Annotated in this window: 23 protein-coding genes; all 23 read left to right on the forward strand. The window is 34.9% G+C overall.

The genetic code is table 11. From position 1 onward, the window contains the following. The first annotated feature begins 35 nt into the window (after positions 1–35). The 23 genes from BM183_RS00350 (at position 36) to BM183_RS00460 (ending at position 24,473) form a co-directional block, all read left to right on the forward strand. Positions 36–2,264, forward strand: a complete 2,229-nt coding sequence (locus tag BM183_RS00350; RefSeq protein WP_091683455.1) for an endospore germination permease — start codon at positions 36–38, stop codon at positions 2,262–2,264. Between the two features lie 149 nt (positions 2,265–2,413). Next, complete coding sequence (locus tag BM183_RS00355; RefSeq protein WP_091683457.1) at positions 2,414–3,052, forward strand: chloramphenicol acetyltransferase; 639 nt, start codon at positions 2,414–2,416, stop codon at positions 3,050–3,052. Positions 3,053–3,158: 106 nt separating this feature from the next. Further along, positions 3,159–3,341: a hypothetical protein gene (locus BM183_RS00360; RefSeq protein WP_091683459.1), complete on the forward strand. Its 183-nt coding sequence runs from the start codon at positions 3,159–3,161 to the stop codon at positions 3,339–3,341. Positions 3,342–3,409: 68 nt separating this feature from the next. Continuing rightward, the gene (locus tag BM183_RS00365) at positions 3,410–3,964 is read left to right on the forward strand and encodes a hypothetical protein (protein WP_091683461.1); all 555 of its coding nucleotides are present in this window, start codon (positions 3,410–3,412) and stop codon (positions 3,962–3,964) included. Then, the gene (locus BM183_RS00370; protein WP_091683463.1) at positions 3,957–4,769 is read left to right on the forward strand and encodes a mechanosensitive ion channel family protein; all 813 of its coding nucleotides are present in this window, start codon (positions 3,957–3,959) and stop codon (positions 4,767–4,769) included. The genes BM183_RS00365 and BM183_RS00370 overlap by 8 nt, the downstream gene beginning before the upstream one ends. A 276-nt stretch (positions 4,770–5,045) precedes the next feature. Next, positions 5,046–6,473, forward strand: coding sequence for a TldD/PmbA family protein (locus BM183_RS00375; protein WP_091683465.1), 1,428 nt, complete (start codon positions 5,046–5,048; stop codon positions 6,471–6,473). 197 nt (positions 6,474–6,670) lie between these two features. Further along, a complete protein-coding gene (locus BM183_RS00380) occupies positions 6,671–7,945 on the forward strand; it encodes a metallopeptidase TldD-related protein (RefSeq protein ID WP_139221457.1) in 1,275 nt (424 codons plus the stop codon). Between the two features lie 78 nt (positions 7,946–8,023). After that, the gene (locus BM183_RS00385; protein WP_091683469.1) at positions 8,024–8,614 is read left to right on the forward strand and encodes a thymidine kinase; all 591 of its coding nucleotides are present in this window, start codon (positions 8,024–8,026) and stop codon (positions 8,612–8,614) included. A gap of 329 nt (positions 8,615–8,943) precedes the next feature. After that, positions 8,944–9,801, forward strand: coding sequence for a DegV family protein (locus BM183_RS00390; protein ID WP_091683471.1), 858 nt, complete (start codon positions 8,944–8,946; stop codon positions 9,799–9,801). A gap of 20 nt (positions 9,802–9,821) precedes the next feature. Continuing rightward, positions 9,822–10,202 carry a DUF3783 domain-containing protein gene (locus BM183_RS00395; RefSeq protein ID WP_091683473.1) on the forward strand — a complete coding sequence of 127 codons (381 nt, stop codon included), beginning with the start codon at positions 9,822–9,824 and terminating at the stop codon, positions 10,200–10,202. 109 nt (positions 10,203–10,311) lie between these two features. After that, positions 10,312–10,650 (forward strand): DUF6054 family protein, encoded by a 339-nt coding sequence (locus tag BM183_RS00400; protein ID WP_091683475.1) that lies wholly within the window; start codon positions 10,312–10,314, stop codon positions 10,648–10,650. 12 nt (positions 10,651–10,662) lie between these two features. Beyond that, on the forward strand, positions 10,663–11,550 hold the full coding sequence (locus BM183_RS00405; protein WP_091683477.1) for an aldo/keto reductase: 888 nt from the start codon (positions 10,663–10,665) through the stop codon (positions 11,548–11,550). A 201-nt stretch (positions 11,551–11,751) separates the two neighbouring features. Next, positions 11,752–12,153, forward strand: a complete 402-nt coding sequence (locus BM183_RS00410) for a hypothetical protein (RefSeq protein WP_242960772.1) — start codon at positions 11,752–11,754, stop codon at positions 12,151–12,153. Positions 12,154–12,513: 360 nt separating this feature from the next. Further along, on the forward strand, positions 12,514–13,161 hold the full coding sequence (gene nth / locus BM183_RS00415; RefSeq protein WP_091683481.1) for an endonuclease III: 648 nt from the start codon (positions 12,514–12,516) through the stop codon (positions 13,159–13,161). A gap of 103 nt (positions 13,162–13,264) precedes the next feature. Continuing rightward, complete coding sequence (locus BM183_RS00420) at positions 13,265–14,245, forward strand: LacI family DNA-binding transcriptional regulator (RefSeq protein WP_091683483.1); 981 nt, start codon at positions 13,265–13,267, stop codon at positions 14,243–14,245. 263 nt (positions 14,246–14,508) lie between these two features. After that, a complete protein-coding gene (locus BM183_RS00425; RefSeq protein ID WP_091683485.1) occupies positions 14,509–15,591 on the forward strand; it encodes a BMP family ABC transporter substrate-binding protein in 1,083 nt (360 codons plus the stop codon). Between the two features lie 150 nt (positions 15,592–15,741). Beyond that, positions 15,742–17,313, forward strand: a complete 1,572-nt coding sequence (locus tag BM183_RS00430) for an ABC transporter ATP-binding protein (RefSeq protein WP_091683487.1) — start codon at positions 15,742–15,744, stop codon at positions 17,311–17,313. Next, positions 17,297–18,355 (forward strand): ABC transporter permease, encoded by a 1,059-nt coding sequence (locus BM183_RS00435; protein ID WP_091683489.1) that lies wholly within the window; start codon positions 17,297–17,299, stop codon positions 18,353–18,355. Before BM183_RS00430 ends, BM183_RS00435 begins: the two co-directional genes overlap by 17 nt. Then, a complete protein-coding gene (locus BM183_RS00440; RefSeq protein WP_091683491.1) occupies positions 18,348–19,259 on the forward strand; it encodes an ABC transporter permease in 912 nt (303 codons plus the stop codon). The genes BM183_RS00435 and BM183_RS00440 overlap by 8 nt, the downstream gene beginning before the upstream one ends. Continuing rightward, positions 19,260–20,192 carry a nucleoside hydrolase gene (locus BM183_RS00445; RefSeq protein ID WP_091683493.1) on the forward strand — a complete coding sequence of 311 codons (933 nt, stop codon included), beginning with the start codon at positions 19,260–19,262 and terminating at the stop codon, positions 20,190–20,192. 17 nt (positions 20,193–20,209) lie between these two features. After that, positions 20,210–21,490 carry an amidohydrolase gene (locus BM183_RS00450; RefSeq protein ID WP_091683495.1) on the forward strand — a complete coding sequence of 427 codons (1,281 nt, stop codon included), beginning with the start codon at positions 20,210–20,212 and terminating at the stop codon, positions 21,488–21,490. A gap of 20 nt (positions 21,491–21,510) precedes the next feature. Beyond that, positions 21,511–23,664: an ADP-ribosylglycohydrolase family protein gene (locus BM183_RS00455; RefSeq protein WP_091683497.1), complete on the forward strand. Its 2,154-nt coding sequence runs from the start codon at positions 21,511–21,513 to the stop codon at positions 23,662–23,664. Next, entirely contained in the window at positions 23,661–24,473 is an 813-nt protein-coding gene (locus tag BM183_RS00460; RefSeq protein WP_091683499.1) for an MBL fold metallo-hydrolase, read from the forward strand. The genes BM183_RS00455 and BM183_RS00460 overlap by 4 nt, the downstream gene beginning before the upstream one ends. Positions 24,474–24,511: the final 38 nt, after the last annotated feature.

Below are 24,511 nucleotides of genomic sequence, written 5' to 3' on the forward strand. Positions count from 1 at the left end.
TTTATAAATGGTAGCTGAGAAAGGCATGGTGTAACATGTTTTCAGATAATGAAAAGATATCCTTAAGACAATTTAAACGAATTATCGTATTTGATTTATTCAGTATATCAGGTTTGATCATTCCGAGAATAGCAGTTGAGTTTGCAGGAAGAGACGGATTTAGCGCTATTATTCTTGGAACCATCATTGCGTTGATATATGCAGCAATTATCATATTAATAACAAAAAAACTCAATGAAAATTTCATGGATTATTCCGTTCATAATGCAGGGCGGTTTATTACCTTTATTATTGGGACACTTTATATAATAAAGCTGTTTGCCTGCTGTGTATTTGCCGCCAGATTATTTGGAGAGGTTATTAACGAAACATTGTTGGTGGATACAGATCCGCGGATTATTATTATTTTGCTTTTATTGATATCTGCTTATGCGGCCTCCAAAGGTTTTGAAGTAAGGGCAAGAATTGTAGAAGTATTATATTTTATTGTCATCGTGCCGCTATTAATTTTCTTAATATTAGGTCTAAGAGATGCTGATATATCAAATCTCATGCCTATATTTACGGAAAGACCTTTGGATATAGTTAAAGGCGGTTATGCTGTATTTTTAACCTTCAGTTTACTGGAACTTATCTTATTCACTGCACCTTTCATAGAAGTTAATAAAACCAATGTAAGTAAAGAAAGAAGTATATTTTCTTATGTAGTGCAAGCTTTGATAATAGGCGGAATAATGGATTTGCTTCTGTTCGTGATTACCGTCGGTATTCTTGGAATGGAGGGAACAAAAGAAAAGATTTGGTCAACTTTTTCCATCATTCAATTAATTAAACTGCCTGGCGGAGTTATTCAAAGACATGATGCTTTGATTATATCCTTATGGATGTTTAGTATATTTACAATAATCAGTGGATTCATCTATTACATCAGTTATATATCCAAGAAGATATTTCATGTCTCCACACAGAATTATTTAATTATACCAATAATTTTACTTGTCTTTGGAGCTTCAGTAATACCTATGGATGTAGAAAAAAATTATGAGTATTTTGGAAAATACATGATGTTTATAGGAATTCCTCAATCCATCCTGTTACCTTTATTTATACTTTTAATCGGTAAATTAAGAAAAATAAGTAATGCCAAAGCAGTAGCAAGATCGGTTCTTATCCTGGCAACCTTATTTACAACCCTATCTTTGACCGGCTGCGGAGATATGACGGAGATTGAGGATAGAAATTTTGTTCAGGCTATGGGAATTGATCTGGAGGGTGAGGAAATTAAGGTTTATTATGTTATGCCGGATTTGGAAGCAATAACTGGACAGTCTACAAAAGATTCAGAGAAGCTGCTTATTGAACTAAAAGGTAAGGATTTTTTTGAAATAGAAGAAAAGTATCAATTGCAATCATCAAAACGTCTGGATTTTAGGCATATAAAAGCTATTGTGCTTGGTAAAGATATGGCAGTAAATAGCAAGGAATTAGACAAATTGCTGTTTTATATTGAAAATAAATATGAACTGGCAAGAAATACTTTAGTTTTTTTAGGAGAAACAGATGCAAAAGAGATTATTTCGCTAAATAGCAGCGTTTCTGGTGGAATCGGCCAATATCTTGAACGGCTTTACCGGATTAATCTTATTAATATTGGTAAAAAAGAAGTAAGCATAGGAGATTTAATATATGGGAAAAACAGTGATAATCTTATAATTAAGGTACCTATTTTGAAACCCCATGAAAAATCTGTTGAAAATATTGGACTGGCAGTATTTAATAAAAGTAAATTAGTGCATGAATTAAGTGAGAAAGAATCGGATTATATTAATATAGCCAGCGGATACGGGAAAAATATCCGCATATATATTAATGACGAGGAAGAGAAAGAACCGGAATATGTGGTCAGAATCATCAATGTTTCCAGAAGTGCAGAATTCTTCTGGGATAATGGCATACCTAGGATGACTTTTAAAGTTAGTGGAAGTGGTTTGGTAGAAAAGGGCATTAAAGATACAGCGAATAATTATCCAGCTGCTAATGACAAACATATTCATGAAATTCAAAATCTGTGTAATAAGCAAATCACGGAGAAAATCACGAAATTATTTGATAATATTATGAAAGAAAAAAATATAGACATTATTAACCTTTATCGTATGACCAGTCACAAGAATAAGAATATGTGGCTTGAGTATGAGGAAAAGACAGAACAGTTCATTCAGGATTTGGAATATACAGTTGAGGCAGATATAAAGTTAAAGTAATAATTAAATATTTTTGGAAAGACTGCCATAATTTAATGACAATAAATAATTTGAATTATGGTAGTCTTTTATTTTGATTTATTGTATAATAATGGTACGTATTCTTACAGATGAGTAAAGAACGGACATCAATATTGGAGGTAAGGAGTATGAAGTTTAAATATATAGATATGGAAAGCTGGAACCGGAAAGATCATTTCCATTTTTTTAGCCAATTTAGTTATCCTCATTTTAATATTTGTGCTAATCTGGATATTACGAATTATTTTAAGTATATAAAAGAGCATGATATTCCTTTTTTTCTGTCTATGACGTATCTAGCCAGTAAAACAGCAAATGGAATTCCGGAATTCCGACAGAGAATAAGAGAGGGTAAAGTGATAGAACATGAGATTGTTAAACCAGCCTTTACGGTTATGACTGAAAGCAAATTATTCAGCTTTTGTACTACTGATTACATAGATGATTTTTCCATGTTTAAGGACTGTGCTATGGAAGCTATGGAAAAAGTGAAGAATAATATTATTATTGAAGACGAGCCTGGTGAGGATGATTTATTGTATATTACCAGTATACCTTGGATTTCATTTACCAGTATGGAACATCCGATACAGATGAATCCGGTGGACAGTATCCCAAGGCTTACTTGGGGCAAGTACTTTGAAGAGAACGGCAGAATGAAGCTTCCTTTCTCAGTACAGATGCATCATGCATTGGCAGATGGATTGCATGTAGGGGAATATTACAATATGCTGCAAGAAATATTGGAAGATCCTGATTTTATTTGAAACCTGGCAACAAAAGATATAAGATTATTATAAGTTATTTTGAAACAGAATATATAAAGATAAGTTTAATGATAATTTAACGGTGGAATTAAAAGAGGAGATCATTATGAATAAAAGAATAGTATTACTGGCAGGACTTATTATATTTGGGGTATATATGGTCATAGATAAATTTATTACACCAATAGCGCTATGGATTTCAGTACCCTTACTTATCATTTCAATTGTGATGATTTTATATGGAGGATTAAAGCCAAAAGATAGTATAGATAAGGAAAAAGAAACCTGATATAAAGAATCTGATATAAAAGAATAATCTGCATCTGCTGCAGATTATATATAGTTTAGGAGGCTTATATGACTGGTCCTATTTCACCAATGGAATATGTATGGGGTATGTTATTTGTTTTTATTATTATCTGTTCCTTTAGTTTTGGGAAAAATAAAACATTAAGAACAGGTTATTTAATATTATCCTTTCTTGTGGTGATATCCGGACTTGTGGTGATTATCACGTTAAAATCAACCTTAAAAATTGCACTTAATAGGCCACATTATGAAGCATCTTCTGTAGAATGGCTTGTAGGAAAATATGATGAAGTATTTAAAATAACTATGATGGCATTGTTAATTATGTTTATAATTTTAATGCTTTTATTGTTTATATTTATAAAGACAAGGAAATATGGTTTATTGAATATGTTTTCAGGCCTTGTAATATTTGCAAAAGTAATTATCTTTATAATGGGATTCTATTTATCTTTGGAATCGATTAATAAAGTTTTCGATTTAGGCTCTTATATAGCGGCGTTGACTATTTCTGAAATAGCCATATTGCATATTCTGCTAATTGTTAAAAATATATTTGTGAATATAAAGGTAAGGGAAAAAAAGGAGTTACTATATGATTGAGAAATTCTTACAGAACGATAATGTGGATGCCATTTATACAAGCATAATTATACTTGTATCAGTGTTTGTTTTGAATAAATTGAATAAAGTTTTATTTAGAAGTATTTTAAAAAGACATAATAAAATACATCTAAAATTTACTCGTTCTGTTATTACAGTATTAATTTATATTGCAGGTATACTAGCAATCTATAGAGAGTTTTTCCCCGAATCAAACTTTATGAATACATTTATTACCAGTTCCGGTATAATTGTTGCTGTAGCAATATTTGCGGCACAAGAAAGTCTAAATGATATTCTAAGTGGAATAATGCTTTCCTGGAGCCGGCCTTTTGAGGTGGGAGAACGTGTACAGATTCTGGGATTAAAGATTACAGGTATTGTAGAGGATATTACTGTTCGGCATACTATTATCAGAACTTTTAATAATTCCAAAATTGTAATTCCAAACAGTGTTATGAATAAACAGATGATAGAAAATAACAGCAGTCAGGACAGCAGAGCAGGTAATTTCTTAGATGTAGTAATAAGTTATGAATCGGATCTGAATAAAGCTATTAGTATATTGGAAGAATTGGTTTCCTCTCATGAACTGGTATTAATTACGGAACAGACTCCCGTTGCAGTTACGATTCGGGATCTGACAGACAATGGTGTGGCTTTAAGAGTACAGGTTTGGACAAAGGAAGTAGGAGAGAATTTCAGGACTTGCAGTGATTTAAGAAAGAGTATATTAGAGAAGTTTAAGGAAAATAATATTGAGATACCATATAAGCAAGTAGAAGTAATTAATAAAAACGGTTGAAAATGGATAATGTTACATGAAATATAAGAATGGTATAGATGTCTTGTACGCTACAGAGTTTAACCAGGGTATTATCATTACATGGATCGTTTGGGACTGGCTCTCGCTTTTTCAATTTTGCAAACGTATTTAGAATTCAGAAAAGAAAATAGTATTAATCAATAAATAGTAAAAATGAATTTAAATAAAATTAATAATTAGGATGTAACATACTATTATAGAATTAATTTATACAAGCTGGTAACTAAATTAAGAAAGGAATAAGTGTAAAAACCTATGAAAGTAAAATCAAGTCAATACTTAGATCAAGTTAAACCACTATTAAAAGAATTGTTAAATAGTCTGCTGGAGGAGTATTCCTATGCTTCTATTTTAGCAACAGATTCCAAAGGAAAAAATTATGCCGTATCCAAAAGCGGTACCGTAATTAAGGAGGACAGCTTATTAAGCGGCCGGGGTTTTGTTGCCAAGGTATATGATGGCAATAGTTATGGAGAATATTCGTTTAATGAAATTACAGAAGGATCCATAGAGGATATTTTATATAATATTAAGTTCAGCCTAATACCCTTGAAGGAATCTTTGCCGAAAGGTATTACAGAAAGCGGGTATGGAGAGCTTCTTGACGAACCAGATGTGTTCAAAGAGAGTACAGAATACATACAGAATCCGGAAGAGCTGGGAGATGAAAAAATTGTTACCTTCATAACCAAGCTTAGTGAAGAAGGGAAACAATTTGATGATAAGATTTTAGACTGTATTGTTCGTTGTAATTATCAGCAATATCATAAGCTATTCTTATCTAGGAATAAAGATATGGAACAAAATGTTCTATGGACAACCGGCAGTATCATTGTTATGGCTTCCCGGGGAGAAGAAATAAAACATTATTTTAAGGGCTATTCCAATCTTGGCGGAACAGAATTATTGGAAGAAATGAAAGATGATATCCAATCCGTTGCACAGAATACACTTGAACTTTTAGAAAGTGAGCCCATTAAGCCCGGTGAATACGATTGTATCTGTACACCTGAGGTTACCGGTATGATTGTACATGAAGCCTTCGGACATGGTGTGGAAATGGACATGTTCGTAAAGAAACGTGCGTTAGCTGAAAAATACATTGGAGAATATGTGGCTTCGACCTTAATTACCATGCATGATGGTGCTGCAGTAAGAGAAGCAGCTACCTATTTCTTTGATGATGAGGGTGTACCGGCGCAGGATACAGTTATTATCGAAAAAGGAATTTTAAAACGGGGTATCAGTGACAGTCAATCTGCAATGTATCTAAATACTAAGCCAACTGGTAACGGCAGAAGGGAAAGTTATGAAAGAAAAGCCTATACCCGAATGACCAATACTTATTTTGAAGCCGGCAAGGATAAATTAGAAGATATGATTGCTTCCATTCAGTACGGTTTCTTATTAGAAAATGCCAGCAGCGGCATGGAGGATCCAAAAAACTGGGGCATTCAGTGTATGGTTAATATAGCAAGAGAAATAAAAGAGGGTAAATTAACCGGCAAGATTTATTCACCTATTGTTATGACAGGATATGTTCCTGATTTATTAAAGTCAATCTCCATGATATCCGATACCATGGAACTTTCAGGCGGTGGTTTCTGTGGAAAAGGCTATAAAGAATGGGTGAAAGTATCCGATGGAGGCCCATACATAAAAGCAAGGATTCGTCTCGGCTAAAATTATAGTTCTCGGTTAGATATCAAGTCAAATATAGGGGTAAATATATAATAAATATATATAACTTTGAAAGAGATTTACACATGAAAGTATATTACTATTTTATCTTAATTGATCATGAAAGAATTTGGCTCAATTAATTGACTGACTTAATAGATAAAAAGAAAATAAAATTAAGAAAAGGACTGGTGAAAACCTTGATCAATAGAATATTATCAGCATTAAATCAAAATAATATATCCACCTACCTGATTCATGAAGACATACAGGAAACCGTGGAACTATTCTTTATAAAAAAGAATTTAGATATGAGAAGACAAAAGGAAGTACATCATTATACCTTAACGGTATACAAAGATTTTGAAATAGAAGGAACTAAAATGCGTGGTTCCTCTACGGTAGGAATATATGCAGGCATGACGGACGAAGAGATTGCTACAAAGGTAAAGGATGCTTATTTTGCAGCTTCTTTTGTTAATAATCCATATTATGAATTGCCATCCGGTGAGAAGGAAGAGTGTGTTAGATTGGAAAGTTCTTTAGCTTCAGGATCTTTGGCAGATGCAGCTGGAAAGATGGCAGAAGCTTTATTTTCAGAGGATACTTTACAGGATACTTTTATTAATTCTGCGGAATTATTTGTGGAAAAGATTATAAATCGTATTATTAATTCCAATGGTGTTAATGTCAGTTTCGAAAAATATATGGCAAAAGGTGAATATGTTGTACAGTGTGTTACACCTCAAGATGTAGAAACTTATCAGGATTTTGCTTATGAAAATCTGGATGCACAGGCACTTAAAGACAAGGTAAAACAAACACTGGAAATAACAAAAGCAAGAGCACAGGCAGCTACAGCACCTGGGGCAGGAGAGTATAATGTTATTCTTTCTGGAAAGCATGTAGGTATAATATGCAGTTATTATTTAAATCGTGCTAACGCAAGCATGATCTATCCTAAATATTCAAACTACGCAATAGGTAACAATATTCAAGGTCAGGATGTGAATGGCGAATTATTAAATATTACTTTAAAAGCCAAAGCACCTTATAGTAATGAGGGTATTCCTATGATTGACCGGCCTCTTATTACGGATGGTGTATTGCAGACCATTCATGGCAGCAGCCGTTTTGCTTATTATTTAGGTATTGAACCAACAGGTGATTACCATAGTATTGCCCTTCCTTCCGGCACTAAAACTTTTGAAGAGATGAAGTCAGGTAAGTATCTTTATGTATTGAACTTCTCTGATTTCCAAATGGATGACCTATCCGGACATTTTGCTGGGGAAATCCGTCTTGCCCTTTTGTGTGATGGAGAAACTATAACTCCTGTTACAGGAGGTTCCATTAACGGAAATTTATTGGAGGCACAGAAGAATTTAACCTTTTCAAAGGAGATGCAAAAAGAAATTAACTTTGAAGGGCCATATGCCATACGTTTAGAGAATGTAAGTGTAGCAGGGGCTTAATGGAACGTTAAATTTTATAGTATGTTTTAAAAGTATATTTTATAGGCAGCAGTTATTGAGCGTAAGGAAGGAATCACCATGGCAAAACTATATTTTAAGTACGGTTGTATGAATAGCAGTAAATCAGCAAATTTACTAATGATTAAGCACAATTATGAAGAACAGGGATTTAGAGTAGCATTATTAAAACCCTCTCTGGATGACAGAGAAGGAAAAGCAGTTATTAAATCACGCATTGGGTTAGAAGCAAAGTGTGGTTTGGTTAGTCCTGGAAGCTCTATAAATAATTATTATGATGCAAATGCAACGGATGTATTAATGATTGATGAAGCTCAATTCTTAACGGAAAAACAAGTAGATGAGCTTTATAAAATATCATTTGATATTCCGGTAATATGTTTTGGATTGTTAATAGATTATTCACAGCATTTATTTGAAGGGAGCAAGCGACTGATTGAGCTATCAGAGAGTATTCATGAAATAAAAACCGTATGTCAGTGTGGAGCAAGAGCCAATTACAATGGCAGATTCGATAGTGAAGGAAACCTGATCACTTCCGGTGAGCAAATAGTTATCGGTGGCAATGAGAGGTACAAAGCATTGTGTAAAAAATGCTATGAAAGTCTGAAAAACCAGGCACTGGAAAAAAGGAAATATTTATCGAAGTAATCTAGTAGCCAGTCACGAACTGCAGAGAGTGGAAAAAATAGAAAAAGGGATGGGAATTCAAAACTAAACTATCAAGACAATAGTACATGTCATTCTAAAGTAAATTTATATAAAGCATAATCGTTGAAGAAGTATGATAGATTAGGATTCTTCCGGTTAATAAAGCTTTTTCAAATTTACTTTAGAGTGGCATTATTTTTTCATAATTATGCAGATCCTGTGGCTGTATAGTGCTCTGATTTCACTTTTTAAAAAGGATTGATTAATTTAGCCCATAGTATATAATAGATTTAATAGTTTTTTTGAATGTTTAAGAGGAGAGAGGATATATGAATAATATTAAAGTTATAGCAGACAGTACCTGTGATTTATCTAAGGACTTATTGGAACGGTACGATATTAGTATAATACCCTTGTGTATTAATATGGACGATAGAAGTTATAAAGATGGAATTGACATTGCACCGGAAGATATATTTGCGTGGTCAGATAAGACCGGCAACACCCCTAAAACAGCAGCTCCGGTTTTAAATGATGCCATCGAATTTATAAAGCCATATGTTGAAGCAAATAAAGACATTATATTCATAGGTATTTCAGAGGATATGTCATCCACCTGCAATGTAATGCGATTAGCAGGAGAGTTCTATAACTATCATCATAAAATATATAGTATTAATTCCAAAAGCTTATCAACTGGAATCGGATTCCAGGTATTAAAAGCTGCAACTATGGCTGAGGAAGGTTATTCTGCTGAAGAAATTGTTCACTATATTTCAGATGTTATGAGAGATAAAGTGAAAGCAAGCTTTATAGTGGATACTTTAATATATCTGGCCCGTGGAGGCAGATGTTCAACTGTAACAGCATTGATTGGTAATACATTAAAGTTAAAACCTATGATTGTAGTATCCGAAGGAAAGATGTCTGTAGGGAAAAAATATAGAGGCAGTCATAAAGCCGTACTTTTAAAATATGCCAAAGATTTGAAAGAAAATTTATTAAGTGCAGATACTGATAGAGTGTTTATAACGCACTCCGGATGTGAGGATGAAGTTGTTGAAGAACTATACGATTTTTTAAAAGGTCTGAACGTATTTAAAGAAATTACAGTAACCCGTGCCGGAGGCGTAATTACAAGTCATTGCGGACCTAAAACATTAGGTATTTTATATGTTACCAAATAAGTATTTAGACAGGAGCGTTTATGAAAACAACAAATGAAGTAGTATTGTTATATAATATTAACCCTGAGAAACTGAATAAAATAAGATTTGTTCTGGTTCGGATGGGAGTCAGAAATAAAATAATTACAAAAGATATGTATTTACAAACAATCGGTTCTCTTGCCGGAATAAAAGGCTTTGAAAAGAATCAGGAAGATTATACAGGAGAAGGCTTTACTGATGAAATGCTGGTGATGAGAGGTTTTACCAGCAAACGTATTGATGAATTATTGAGATTATTTAGAAATAATAATATTGAAAAAATACCTTTAAAAGCAATTCTAACGGAACATAATATACAGTGGAATTCACTGGAGTTATATAAAGAATTAAAGGAAGAACATGAAGCAATGAAGGGCTGATTAATGTGGAGAGATTGTAAAAACTAGTTCTTACAACCGCTGCTATGTGCACGGAGCACATATTTACTGCCCTTATTAAAAAGCACGAAATGCTGGAATTGAGGTTAAGATGGGACAAACATTTATGGTATCAATATCCATTCAGGAGGCAGCAGAAATTATCTATGATGAGGTTGTGGGCGGCAGTATTACCGGAGAATTAATTGATAAATATGAGATTGAGGATGGAAGGACTTTAAAGTGTATGGTTCAGGTGTTTGAAAAACATTACTACCGTGCCGGAAACCGTTTAACATTAACGGTTGTCCTAGATAATTTAGAGGGTAATACAAGAGTACATTATTCAAGCGGCGGCGGGGGAGAAGGATTATTTCGATTCGACTGGGGAGCAGCGGAAGATTTTGCAGATATTGTACTGGACGCATTAGAAGAATACAGAATAAACTGAAAGGAAATTAATATGAATAATACTTGTACTAATTTATCTTCAACATTAGATTTGTCAAATGGAGTTAAAATCCCATGCATTGGATTCGGAACATGGAAAATGCCTGACGAGGTAGTGGAGGATGCGGTAAGTAATGCCATTACTTGCGGTTATCGACATATTGATACTGCTGCAGCTTATTTTAATGAGGCTGGAGTTGGTAAAGGTATCAAAAAATCTGGTATCAGAAGAGAAGAACTTTTTGTAACCAGTAAGCTTCCCAATGCACACCATGGTTATGAAAATACCTTGGCTTCATTTCATGAGTCATTAAAACGTTTGGATTTGGACTATCTTGATTTATATTTGATTCACTGGCCGGTAGTTGAAGAACATAAAGATTGTTATGAAGAAGATATTATTGAGACCTGGCAGGCTTTTGAAAAATTATATGAAGAGGGAAAAATAAGAGCCATTGGTGTAAGTAATTTTATGATTGAACATTTGGAAATATTGATAAAGAATTCCAAGATAAAACCAATGGTTAATCAAATTCAGTTAAATCCACAATGTACGGAAGACAAACTACTTGCGTATTGCAGGGAAAATAATATTTGTGTGGAAGGCTGGAGCCCGTTAATTCAAGGAAAGGCGTTTGAAAGAGAAATATTACAGGATATGGCCAGAAAGTATAATAAAACCATTGCCCAGATTTGTGTACGTTTTGTATTCCAACTTGGTGCGATTCCCATTCCAAAATCAGCAAATCCGGACAGAATTATAAACAATGGAGATGTATTTGATTTTGAAATCTCTGAGGAAGATATGAAAGCAATTGCATCCTTAAATGTATATGGAAGAATAGGTGACCAACCCAATGTTCCAAGAAAGTTCCAAAATGCCGGATTTAAAATATCATAAGATAATACCAATCCTGCTTTGCTGTTTCGTTTTTGAGGTCTATAACGGATTCGTATAGGTAATGAGCTGATTTTAGAATTATTCCATTTTAGAAAAATATTATAAATACTTAATAGTAAAACCATTGTTTAATCTTATAATTCTTAGTAAAATAAATGTTAATTACTATGAATAGAGTAAACATGAAAGGACTTAAGGAATATGAATTTTAATAATAGATTTCGTAATTTTATGATGGGAAGATACGGAGTGGATCAACTTAATAAATTTTTACTTGGTCTTGGCTTAATCATAATGATTATCTCTATGTTCTTTCCTAATATTATTACTTATAACTTGGCCCTTATCTTAATAATTATATGTTATTTTCGAATGTTTTCCAGAAATCATGCCAAACGATATAAGGAAAATAATATATATTTAGATTATAAGAACCGCTTTTTAAGTATCTTTAAAAAACTAAAGTATAATTCGGAGCAAAGAAGAAAATATCATATTTATAAATGTCCAACTTGTTCCCAGAAAATACGTATTCCAAAAGGAAAGGGTAAAATCTGTATTACATGTCCAAAATGTCATGCGGAGTTTATACGAAGAAGTTAATATTTATAGAACGGAACGGTTAGCATTAATCTTCGTTAGAAATAGATAAAACCTATGCAAAACCGTATAAATTAAAGAGTATAAACATGTTTTATTTGATTTTTTACACATTTCTTTAAGGCATCTTAGATAATAAATACAATAAAAGCCATCAAATACCATAGATAGTTATAGTTAGATATCTTACTATGGTTTTGATGGCTTTATTAATTTCATTAATTAACTCAGTTATTTTTTAATGCTTCTGCTTGTTCTGTTATAATCTTATAATCCTCATTTGAATTAGAATAGGAATACCTTTCATATTTATGATATAATGGCAAATACAAAAATAAAATTTTAATAATGGAGTGATAGAAAATGACAAAAGAATCAGTAAAGCATATATTGGAAACCTTGGACAAAGAGTACGGAACTACTAAAGAGGGCTTTCTTCATTCTAAGGATTGGCAGCTATTGCTTGCCATTATGCTTAGTGCACAAAGTACGGACAAGCAGGTAGAAGAAATACTGCCAAAATTGTGGGAGAGATTTCCCACCATTGAATCCATAGCAGATGCACCTTTAGAAGACATTGAGGAACATATTAAATCCGTCGGTTTGTATAAAAACAAAGCAAAGAATATGAAAAATTGCTGTAATCAAATCCTTGCAGAACATGGCGGCAAAGTGCCAGTCAATATAGATGAGCTGGTGAATTTGTCCGGTGTGGGAAGAAAAACAGCTACCTTATTTTTAGCGGATGCCTACGGGATACCAGGGGTGACGGTGGATACCCACGTGATGCGTATTACACAGCGCCTCGGCTGGGTACAGGGAAAAAATCCGGTACAAATAGAAAAGGAATTAATGGAACTGCTTCCGAAAGAATATTGGAACCGTATTAATTTTCAATTGATTTATCATGGAAGAAGTATTTGTACTGCAAGGAAATCTAATTGCGGTTCCTGTACTTTAAATCCATGGTGTGAGAAGAAAGGGACTGATTTTTACTGTAATAAAAAGTAATTGTAACAAAAAATATGCTTTTTCGACAATTTTTTTATTGACAAATTACAAAAATAGCAATATGATTAAGATGTGTTAACGATACCACATAGGGGAAAATAATATGGCAACGATTAAAGAAGTAGCAAAGCTGGCAGGGGTTGGAACGTCTACTGTAACAAGGTATTTTAAAGAAGGTAGCTATATCAGCGAAGAAGCAAAAGAAAAGATTAAAAAGGCATGTGAGGAGCTTAACTACTTTCCCAATGCAATTGCAAGGGCAATGAAATCAAATAAAAGCTATACTATCGGACTTATGATACCTACCATCACCAATCCGTTTTTTACAGAATTAGTAGAAACAATAGAACAAAATTTTATGAAAGCAGGTTACAAAACCGTTCTATGCAATACCAACGGTAATATTGAGCTGGAAAAGAACTATTTAAAAATGGCAATATCCAGTTGTTTTGACGGAATTATTTTTATTACCGGCTCTTCCAAATTTGAAGATCTGGAATCCAATATTCCCACTTTAACACTGGACAGAAAAAGCTCAAAGCCTAATTCTAATATAACCATAATCAGCGATCACAGGCAGGGAGCGGTTATTGGCAGCAAGCATCTTATTGACTGCGGCTGCAATAAAATTTTGTATCTATCAGGAGGTGATAACATCCCATCTAAAGAAAGGCAGGCAGCTTTTGAAGAAGTTATGAAGGAATACGGCATTGTCTATGAAGTAAAGGAATGGGACATTATAACAGAGGATGAAAAAGAAGGGTTGCTAAATAAGGGTTTTGATGGTGTATTTGCTTGGAACGACATTACGGCAATTGAACTTTTAAACTATCTTTATAAAAAAAACAAGAAAGTTCCGGAAGAAATTCAGATCTTAGGATTTGATAATATAAAAATGTCGGAATGGGTACACCCTAAACTAACAACTGTAAGCCAGCCTGTGAGAAGGCTTGGGGAAGAAGCCTTTCGATGTATGATAGGATTAATAGAACAAAAGATTAGTCCGCCTTTTGAAATTATATTGGAGAATACACTGGTAATCAGAGAAACAACAAAAGGGTTTCATGATAATAAAAAAGAATAAAGCTATAAAGAAAGTACTTATTTAACTCCAAATGAAAATGAACTGCAAGGGTATATGAGAAACCTGACAAGGATGTTTTGCTCCTGACCCAAACAAAATTATGAGTGCAGGTAAGGACTAGCTTATTTTCATAACGGAGAACCGTTTGTACATTGTAAAGCAGAAACTATTCAAGTAGTGGAAACTACAGGAGCAGGATATGCTTTTAATGGAGCATTGGAGCACAGCGCAATGCCAGATATAAATACACTAGGAGGAATATTATGAAAAAAATCATTGTATTAATGGCAACTATGGCTATGGTTATTGGATTAATGGCCGGTTGCAGCAAAAAAGCCGGTTCTGGAGAATTCAGTGCAGCACTTTTAATACCATACCAAGGAGATCAATCCTTTTATGACTTAGCGGTAGAAGGTATGAAACAAGTGGAAAAAAATGCAAAAGGTGTTACTACTAAAATTATTGAAATAGGTACTGACGAATCAAAATGGAAATCTTACTTTATTGATGCGGCAGAAGAAGGTTATGATGTAATTCTTAGCTGTAACTGGCAGATAACTCCTTATATGAATGAGGTTGCGGCAGAATATCCGGAACAAAAATTCATTAACTTTGATATTGAAACTGCTTCAGAATTAGACAATGTATATTCTATGTTCTACTCCACCAATGAAATTGGTTTCCTATGCGGTGCAGTTGCAGCAGCATCCACTACTTCCACTATGGAATTAGCAGATGAAAACGCAACCATCGGATTTATCGGCGGTATGGATATCCCTGGAATTAATGACTTCATGGTTGGATATGTGGAAGGTGCAAAATATGTAAATCCTGATATTAAGGTAGCGGTATCCTATGTTGGAGGCTTCCAGGACGTGGCAACAGCGAAAGAAATTGCCTTAAACCAATACAAATCCGGTATTGATGTTATCTTTGCTTGTGCAGGTAATGCAGGTAACGGTGTAATTGATGCAGCCAATGAATTAAATAAATATGTAATTGGTGTAGACAGCGATCAAGCTATGCTTTATGCAAAAACAGATGAAGCCAAAGCTTCCAAAATCATTACTTCCGGCTTTAAAACCATCGATCAAACTATTTTATCATCTGTGGAAAAAGCTCAAAAAGGTGAATTGGAATGGGGTACTCATGTTCAATACGGTATTAAGGAAAATGGTATCGGTATTGCCAGAAATGAATTCTATAATAAAGCGCTTACTGATGATGTAAAAGCCAAGGTAGACGATGCGGAAAAAGCTTTAAAAGATGGAAAGGTAACTATTCCTACTGCATTTGATATGGATGAAAAGGCCGTTCGTGATTTTAGAGAAAGCGTACAGCCATAAAACTAAAATAGATATTCTATTTTATGTTGAAATAAATAATTCTAATAGGGTCTGTTAAATTACTAGCAGACCCTTTTTATAGGATATAGGCGAGGTTTATTACGGGAAACCCGCTCTTATATTTACCATCTTAGGTCGGAGGTTGATGGAATGAGCAACAGCTATATTTTAGAACTTAGAGATATTAAAAAAGTATATGATAACGGAGTAGTAGCAAATAAAGGAATCTCCATAGGCTTTCGTGAAGGTGAGATACATGCCATTGTAGGAGAAAACGGGGCAGGTAAATCAACATTGATGAAGATTATATTCGGACTGGAAAAACCCACACAGGGAGCTATTTATTATAAGGGAAAAGAAATGAATTTTACCTCTCCCTTAGATTCTATTGCTGTTGGGATCGGTATGGTACATCAGCATTTTATGCTGGTTCCCTCTTTTACCGTATTACAAAATATTGTTTTAGGAGATGAGCCCACAAAATTTAGTTTTATTAATTCAAAAGCCAGTAAGAAAAAAGCAGAAGAGCTGGCAAAGCAGTATAATTTTCAGCTTTCTATGGATGAAAAAGTAAGTGATTTAAGTGTTGGAATGAAACAGAAAGTGGAAATCTTAAAATTACTGTATAAAGGTGCAAAGGTATTAATTTTAGATGAACCGACGGCGGTTCTTACTCCACAGGAAACAGAGCAGCTGTTTGTTGAGCTTAAAAAATTTAAAGAAAACGGACATACTATAATTTTTATATCCCATAAGCTTGGGGAAGTAAAGCAAATCAGTGATAGAATATCTGTAATCCGAAAGGGTGAATTAATTTCAACTCATAATACCAGGGATGTGGATACAGAAACCATATCTGAGCTTATGATCGGCAGAAAAGTGGAGTATGAATACAGCGGTATAAAACAGGAAATTAAAAGCAAGAAAGTAGCTTTAACCATAGATAATATAACCTATACTCAAAACGGAATCCCTTTGTTAAAAGATTTATCCCTAAAAACCAAAACCGGCGAAATACTTGGTGTGGTAGGAGTTGAGGGAAACGGACAGTCAGAGCTTGTGGATGTTTTGTTTGGTTATAAAAGGGCTGAAAAAGGAAGAATTCTGATTCAGGATATGGAAATCAGTAATTTTAGAATTAAAGAAATACGGGAACGGGCAAAGGTTGCCTACATACCGGAAGACCGTATGAGGCAGGGAATTGCAGCCAGTGCAAGTATTAAGGAAAATATAATTGCCAGCTATTATGACAGGGAAGAATTAAACCATAAATTTATGATGAATCATAAAGCCATTACTAAAGTAAGTGATCAATTGGTGAAAGACTTTAATGTGCTTTGCCAGTCTTCCGATACGGAAATTCAGTCCTTATCAGGAGGAAATATTCAAAAGGTAGTGGTAGCAAGGGAATATAATGCCAATCCTGAATTTCTAATTGCAGAGCAGCCAACCAGAGGCGTGGATATCGGTTCTGCAAGATTTATTCATGAAAAATTAATTGAGCTTAGAAATAAAAATAAATCAATTCTTTTATTCAGTGCGGATTTAGGTGAAGCCTTAGCAGTCAGCGATAAGATTATTGTTATGTATTCCGGTGAAATTGTGGCTTACTTTGATAATCTAGCCGATCTGACAGAAAAAGAATTAGGTTTTTATATGCTTGGAGTAAAACGACAGTCTCCAGAAGAAATCAGGAGGTTAATGGATGAAAAGATTAACTAGCCAAACCAAAAATGAAGTCATACAAATATTGTCTGCTGTTGTTATTGCCTTACTTGTCACTTTGCTTGTTCTATTTGCAACCAGTGAAGAACCCCTGTATGCATTTACAAGATTAATTACAGCTCCTATGACAAAATTAAGATATTTCGGCAATGTACTTGAACTTATGGTACCTCTTGCCTTTGCAGGACTATCTGCTTCCCTGTTATTTAGAAGCGGATTGTTTAATATGGGTGGAGAAGGTATCTTTTATATGTCCGGTATTGTAGCTACGGTTTTGGCTACAAGGCCAATGGGCGGAAGTATTGTTCATTCTGCCATAGTTATTCTCGCAGCTTCCGTGGTAGGAGGATGCATTGCCTGTATTTCTGGCTTTTTTAAAGCCAAATATAATGCCAGTGAACTGGTAACCTCCTTAATGTTAAATACCATTCTTTTTGGTATCGGTTTTTACATTCTAAAGACAAGGCTTAAGGATATGGCGGTTACAGGTGTAGCTTCCAAAGAATTTTTAGATACTGCAAAGCTGACTCAGATTATACCGAAAACAGGAGTAACAACAGGATTTATTATACTTATTATAGTAACTGCAATTATATGGTTTATCTCCAATAAAACCAAGCTGGGCTATACCATTAAAATTACAGGTATTAATAAAGATTTTGCTAAATATTCCGGTATGAGCTTTTTTGCATTAACCATCATAGTTCATTTTATGTCTGGATTTATTGCGGGAATGGGATCTTCCATTCATTTGCTCAGTATGTATGACCGGTTTACATGGTCTTCTTTGCCCGGATACGGATTTGACGGCTGTTTGGTAGCCATGCTTGGGAAAAACCGTCCCCTTGGGGCTATTGTAGCGGCCTTCGGCTTAAGCTACCTTAGAACCGGATCCAATATTATGGCAAGAAGCACCGATATACCGGTGGAAATGGTTGCAATTGTGGAGATGATACTGGTTCTGTTAATTACAGCGGATTTCATAATTAATTACTTAAAGCGCAAAAAGGCAATGGCAGGAGGGATTGTAAATGAATAATATTTTAGCACTTTTATTAACCCCTGCATTTGGCTATGCAGTGCTTCGTGTAACCACTCCAATCCTTTATGCAGCTCTGGGAAATGTAATATCCAGTAAGGCAGGAGTAAGTAATATAGCTATGGAAGGAACCATGCTTACCTCTTCTTTAGTAGGAGTTTTGGCATCTGCCTATACAGGCAGTGCATTTATAGGGCTTTTAGCTGCTTTAGTAGTGGGAATACTATTTAGTGCTTTTATGGCATATTTGAATCTGTATCTTGGAACTAATGTAATTATGGCAGGTATTGCGCTGAATTTATTTGCCAGTAAGTTTACAGTATATATCCTTTATATGCTTACAGGACAAAAGGGGAACTCTGCTTCTTTAGCAAGTAAACAGATTCCTTCTGTGGACATACCTGTAATAAAAAATATTCCCGTTTTAGGAGAAATTATTTCTGGACATAATATTTTGGTCTATGTGGCCCTTCTTTCCATTATAGTGATTTATATTATGTTAAATAAAACTAAATTAGGAACTCATATAAAAGCTGTGGGAGAAAGCCCTCATGCAGCAGCTTCTGTGGGTATTAACGTAAAACGTGTAAGATTTTTATCCCTTTGTCTTAGCGGATTGCTTGCCGGTTTTGGCGGAGCTTATATGTCCATGGGGTACCTTTCCATGTTTACAAGAGATATGATAGCAGGCAGGGGATGGATTGCCATTGCAGCAGGAGCTATGGGGCGTTCCATGGTAATTCCTACTACCATTACTTCCTTTTTATTCGGTATTTTCAGTGCCATAGGAAATGTATTGCAGCTTCAGAACATTCCTTCTGAGTTAGTTACTACACTTCCTTATGTAGCAGTATTTATTGGTATTATAGTGTATTCCATTCGTAAAACGAAAGAGGATAAATAGATGAAACATATAATTATTGATTGTGATCCCGGGCATGATGATGCTATGGCTATTATGTTTGCTTTAGCTAATCCTGAATTTTTTAATTGTTTAGGCATTACTACTGTGGGAGGAAACCAAACCTTAGATAAAGTAAGTGAAAATGCCCTTAAAATATTAACGGTAATAAATAAAAAAATTCCTGTAGCCAAAGGTGCAAGTGAACCTTTAATAGAGCCTTTAAGAGTGGCTCCCGAAGCCCATGGCGACAGCGGAATGGACGGTCCAATTGTAGAAGAAATTACTATTGGATATGAAAATCAGAACGGAATTGAATTCTTAAGAGATAAACTTATGGAATCTCAGGAAAAGGTCACCATAGCAGCCCTTGGACCTTTGACAAATATTGCCCTGCTGTTAAAAACTTATCCTGAGGTAAAAGAAAAAATAGAAGCCATTGCCCTAATGGGGGGAAGCTATTCTTCCGGCAATGCAACAGCAAGCGCAGAATTTAATTTTTATATTGATCCTCATGCGGCATATATGGTATTTCATTCCGGTCTGCCCATTATACAGGCAGGTACGGAAGTAAGTGCTGCTGCAAGTATACTTCACAGCGAAATAGAAGAATTTAAAAACAAAGGAAAAGTCAGCAGCTTTGTATATGATCTTCTGGGGTTCTACTCCAAATTTTCCAAAGGACTGAACCAGGATAGAAGTCCTGTTTTTGATGCATGTCCTGTTATGTATTTAATGTACCCGGAGATATTTACTGCAAAGGAACTGTATGTGGATATTGAACTGGAGGGTACTTTAACCAAAGGTATGAGTGTAACAGATAAGCGTATCTGGTATGATATGCCAAAGCCCAATACAACTGTATTAATGGATGTAGACAGGGAGGAGTTTGTAAGACACCTAAAGGAAGCAGTTTTTCGATTGGATTCCATGTAGGAATAGAAAGGAATACTATGATAGAGTCATGTAAAGCAGAAGTGCTGTCTATTTTAGAAGAAAACAGGGAATGTATTTATAAGATCGGTGAAGATTTATTCAATCACCCGGAATTGGGTTTTTTTGAAAAGTACACAGAAGATTGTATCTGTAAATATTTAGATGAATTAGGTATTCCCTATACCAATCATATTGCTCTTCATGGAGTAAAAGTTACCTTAGGAGGGAATACAGGCTATCATATAGGGGTAGTGGCAGACATGGATGCTTTATTAACCAGCATGGATGGAGTTATGGCACCTTTTCATTCCTGTGGTCACAGCATTCAAATTGCGGTTCTTTTAAACTTGATTACAGCCTTTCATAAAAGTGAAGTATTGGAAAAATTTACAGGTCGTGTCAGCTTTATATTCGCACCAGCAGAAGAATTTATTGATATTGATTCCAGAGAAGAACTAATACAGGCAGGAAAAATAAAGTTTTATTCCGGTAAGCAGAATATGATATACGAAGGAATTTTTGATGATGTGGATATGGTGTTATCCTGCCATGTAATGGGAAAGGATGAAAGAAATCCCCATGGGTTGTTTGATATTAACTCTACCTTGGCAGGATTTATACGTAAGGAAGTTATTTTTAGAGGATTGGCAGCACATGCGGGGGTAATTCCCCATTTGGGTAAAAATGCATTGCAGGCGGCAACTCTTTCTTTAACAGCCATTCAAATGTTAAAAGATACTTTCTCCACAGAATCCGGCGCAAGAGTATACCCTATCTTAAAAGAAGGGGGAAAAACAGCCAATATTATCTGCGATTATGCGGTTATGGAGACTTATATCAGAGCAAATACAGAAAAGGATCTGTTAGAGATTAACAGGCAGGTGAACCACGCCATTACTCACTGTGCCAAAGCGTTGGAAACCACCTGTGAAATCCTTGATGTAAACGGATATCTGCCCCTAAATCAAAGCAAAAAAGTAAATGACGTTGTGTATTCCAATATGCTTGACTTATGCAATGAAGATGAAATTATTCAAAATGTGGTATCGGGAGCTTCCGGTGATATAGGCGATATTAGCTTTTTATTACCTACGATTCAATTTGGATTTTCCGGTATTTATGGAAATGTACACAGCAATCAGTTTGAAATTGTAGATAAAAAACATGTGTATGAAGATACTGCCTATGTATTGGCAGGAACGATTCTTGATATATTAAGCAAAGAAGAACTTCAAATAAAAGAAGAAAAGAAATTAGAGAAAAAAGAATTTTATCTAAAGCATTGGCTTAAGATTTAAATCATGGAAGGAGGCGTGGAATGGTTCCTAATTATATTGAAAAAACCTATGCCGGCTGGCTTGGCAAGGTGATTGGCATTCGTATGGGAGCACCTATTGAGGGATATTCCAAAGAAAAAATAGAGCAGCTTTATGGAAAGCATATCACCGATTATTTAGTGGATTATAATGACTTTGCTTGTGATGATGACAGTAATGGTCCCCTCTTTTTTGTCAGAGCCTTGGAACATTACAGCCAAGTTTCTCCCAAAGAAATGGGCTATACTTTTTTAAATTATATTGCCAATGAGCATGGATTTTTTTGGTGGGGCAATGAATTATCCACAGAACATACCGCTTATAAAAACCTGTTAAAAGGTATAGAAGCCCCTGAGTCAGGCAGTATAGCCGTCAACGGGCAGGAACTGGCAGAGCAAATCGGCGGTCAGATTTTCATTGACGGTTTTGGATTTTTAGCTCCGGGAAATCCCAGTGTTGCAAGTGACCTTGCAGAACACAGCGCAAGAGTAACCCATGATTTGGAAGGGGTGTACGGAGGTAGATTTATTGCTGCCTGTATTTCTCTGGCATATACCCATACAGATATTATTGAAATTATAAAAGAAGCCCTAAAGGAAATTCCGGAGGATTCTACTTATAAAGAGGTAGTGGAGCGCATGCTTTTATGTAAGGAAGAAGGCTGCTCTTCAGAAGAAGCTTTCTTAGTCTTAAAAAACGAATATTGGTCTGACCGGTATAAAGGCGTATGTCATATGATACCCAATGGAGGTATTATAGCCCTGTCTTTAATTTATGGCGGCGGTGATTTTTTTAAGACTATGGAATTGGTTAATTTATGCGGTTTTGATACGGATTGTAATGCCGGTAATGTAGGAGCTATTATGGGTGTGTTAACGGGAATACAAAGTGAGGAAAATCCATTGGGTATACCGAAACGTTTTATTACACCTATTAAGGATATTATGCTGGCTTCCAGTATGGTGGGAAGTCTTAATATCTCCACTCTTTCAGAAAATACACTGCTGTTTTGCAAACTAGGATATGAAATAGCAGGGGAAGAGATGCCTGCTATGTTTAAAGAATATGAAAGAAAATTGTCTCAGGAGCAAACAAGAATTTCTCATTTTGAATTTATGGATGCCCTTCATGGATTTCGTATTAAAGGTGATTATAAAAACAGTGAGGTATTCTTGCAAAATACGGATGAGGCGGCTTTTGAAGGAAAGCGCAGCCTTAAAATAATGATTAATAATCTTCATCCTAACAATACTGTATCTGTGTATCAAAAAAGCTACTATGAGCCAAAAGATCTTCATGACGCCAGATACGAACCTACCTTTAGCCCCATTGTATATCCGGGGGATGAAGTTAAGGGATATCTCTATTTAAAAACGGATCAAAAACTAAAGGCAAAGCTATACTGCTATGATGCAGGCAATGATAAGATACTGCAATTTGGTGAAGTTCTGTTGGATTCTCCCGGCTGGAAAGAAATAAAGGGAAGAATTCCTGCTGCTTTAAACGGTCTGGTAAAAGAAGTGGGAATACAGATAGTATCCTTAAACCAAGAGGACACTTTCTTTGGTGAACAGGTAGTAGTATACCTGGATGAGTTTACTATAAAAGCTAATCCATCTTATTCCATGATCATGGCTGATATACCGGTGGATGATTATTCTTTGCATAGTGTAGTTCAAAAAGAAGTGCAGGGTTTTACAAAATATAATAAGCACCTTAATAACATCAAGTGGCAGGAAGACGGAATACTTCTTACAGGTGAGGAGCATATTCTAACCGGTGATTATTACTGGAGAAATTATACCTGTCGTCTGACCTTTGCCCTTTATGAGGGAGCAGGAGATTTATTCATTCGAAATCAGGGAAATTTACGTTCTTATTTTGTAAGGATGGAAAAAGACGGCATTAAGGTTGGAAGTATCTTTGAAAGAAAGGAAGAAATTCTTTTAACGGTACCTTATTCCATAGAATATAAGAAAGAATATACCTTAGATGTTACTGTGCAGGATAATGTGATATCGTTAGAAATAGAAGGAAATCGATATAGCTGTAAAGACCCTAAAGAAAGATATTTACATGGGGGCATAGGAATGAAGGCAGCTTTAAATAGCAGTATCCGTTTCATACAATACGGGGTTCAAGGAGTGAATTTATGAAACTAAAAGTTTTAGTTGATAATAATACCTATATTGATGAGTACTATTTAGGTGAGCCGGCAGTTTCTTATTATTTAGAGGATGGGGATAAAAGGATTTTATTTGATACGGGATATTCCGATGTATTTATAAAAAACGCAGCAAGTATGGATATTGATTTAGCAAAACTTCATTATCTGGTATTGTCCCACGGTCATAATGACCATACAGGAGGTCTGTCCCACCTTCTTAAAGAGTATGAAAACAATGAAGATCTGACTATAATCGCCCATCCCCATACCTTTGAAGAGAAAAGGATGGATGATATTCTTATTTCCTCTCCCCTTTCTTTAGAGGAAATAGGTAAAAATAACAGGGTAGTTACAACCAGAACACCTTTTTATATTACGGAGAAACTAATATTTCTTGGTGAAATACCAAGAGTTATGGATTATGAGGCAAAGGCTCCCGTTGGTATAAGAAACTCTGAAGAGGGACTTGTAGAAGACTATGTATTGGATGATTCTGCCCTTGTTTTTACTGGAGAAGAAGGGATTTATATTATTACAGGATGTTCACATGCAGGGATTTGTAACATTATTGAGTATAGTAAAAAGGTAACTAAAAAAGATAAGGTAGCAGGTATTATCGGAGGTTTTCATTTATTTGATGTAAATGAACAAGTGGAAAAGACAAGGGAATATTTAAAGAAACAGAACATCCCTTATCTTTATCCCTGCCATTGTACATCCTTTAAAGTGAAGGCAAGTTTTTTACAAGACCTGAACATAGAGGAAACAGGTGTGGGATTAGTTCTTGAATGGATATGATATCGATGATCAATCCGTCAAAGCTGTTAAAATTATAT

The organism is Anaerocolumna aminovalerica, assembly GCF_900115365.1.
Taxonomy (GTDB): Bacteria; Bacillota; Clostridia; order Lachnospirales; family Lachnospiraceae; genus Anaerocolumna; species Anaerocolumna aminovalerica.

Bases quoted from the DNA above. Each gene is read 5' to 3' on its own strand.
- BM183_RS00420 (WP_091683483.1), top strand. From the start codon at position 13,265: ATGGCAACGATTAAAGAAGTAGCAAAGCTGGCAGGGGTTGGAACGTCT.
- BM183_RS00375 (WP_091683465.1), top strand. From the start codon at position 5,046: ATGAAAGTAAAATCAAGTCAATACTTAGATCAAGTTAAACCACTATTA.
- BM183_RS00385 (WP_091683469.1), top strand. From the start codon at position 8,024: ATGGCAAAACTATATTTTAAGTACGGTTGTATGAATAGCAGTAAATCA.
- BM183_RS00390 (WP_091683471.1), top strand. From the start codon at position 8,944: ATGAATAATATTAAAGTTATAGCAGACAGTACCTGTGATTTATCTAAG.
- BM183_RS00450 (WP_091683495.1), top strand. From the start codon at position 20,210: ATGATAGAGTCATGTAAAGCAGAAGTGCTGTCTATTTTAGAAGAAAAC.
- BM183_RS00455 (WP_091683497.1), top strand. From the start codon at position 21,511: ATGGTTCCTAATTATATTGAAAAAACCTATGCCGGCTGGCTTGGCAAG.
- nth (WP_091683481.1), top strand. From the start codon at position 12,514: ATGACAAAAGAATCAGTAAAGCATATATTGGAAACCTTGGACAAAGAG.
- BM183_RS00425 (WP_091683485.1), top strand. From the start codon at position 14,509: ATGAAAAAAATCATTGTATTAATGGCAACTATGGCTATGGTTATTGGA.
- BM183_RS00445 (WP_091683493.1), top strand. From the start codon at position 19,260: ATGAAACATATAATTATTGATTGTGATCCCGGGCATGATGATGCTATG.
- BM183_RS00360 (WP_091683459.1), top strand. From the start codon at position 3,159: ATGAATAAAAGAATAGTATTACTGGCAGGACTTATTATATTTGGGGTA.
- BM183_RS00410 (WP_242960772.1), top strand. From the start codon at position 11,752: ATGAATTTTAATAATAGATTTCGTAATTTTATGATGGGAAGATACGGA.
- BM183_RS00430 (WP_091683487.1), top strand. From the start codon at position 15,742: ATGAGCAACAGCTATATTTTAGAACTTAGAGATATTAAAAAAGTATAT.
- BM183_RS00435 (WP_091683489.1), top strand. From the start codon at position 17,297: ATGAAAAGATTAACTAGCCAAACCAAAAATGAAGTCATACAAATATTG.
- BM183_RS00350 (WP_091683455.1), top strand. From the start codon at position 36: ATGTTTTCAGATAATGAAAAGATATCCTTAAGACAATTTAAACGAATT.
- BM183_RS00395 (WP_091683473.1), top strand. From the start codon at position 9,822: ATGAAAACAACAAATGAAGTAGTATTGTTATATAATATTAACCCTGAG.
- BM183_RS00370 (WP_091683463.1), top strand. From the start codon at position 3,957: ATGATTGAGAAATTCTTACAGAACGATAATGTGGATGCCATTTATACA.
- BM183_RS00365 (WP_091683461.1), top strand. From the start codon at position 3,410: ATGACTGGTCCTATTTCACCAATGGAATATGTATGGGGTATGTTATTT.
- BM183_RS00355 (WP_091683457.1), top strand. From the start codon at position 2,414: ATGAAGTTTAAATATATAGATATGGAAAGCTGGAACCGGAAAGATCAT.
- BM183_RS00405 (WP_091683477.1), top strand. From the start codon at position 10,663: ATGAATAATACTTGTACTAATTTATCTTCAACATTAGATTTGTCAAAT.
- BM183_RS00440 (WP_091683491.1), top strand. From the start codon at position 18,348: ATGAATAATATTTTAGCACTTTTATTAACCCCTGCATTTGGCTATGCA.
- BM183_RS00400 (WP_091683475.1), top strand. From the start codon at position 10,312: ATGGGACAAACATTTATGGTATCAATATCCATTCAGGAGGCAGCAGAA.
- BM183_RS00460 (WP_091683499.1), top strand. From the start codon at position 23,661: ATGAAACTAAAAGTTTTAGTTGATAATAATACCTATATTGATGAGTAC.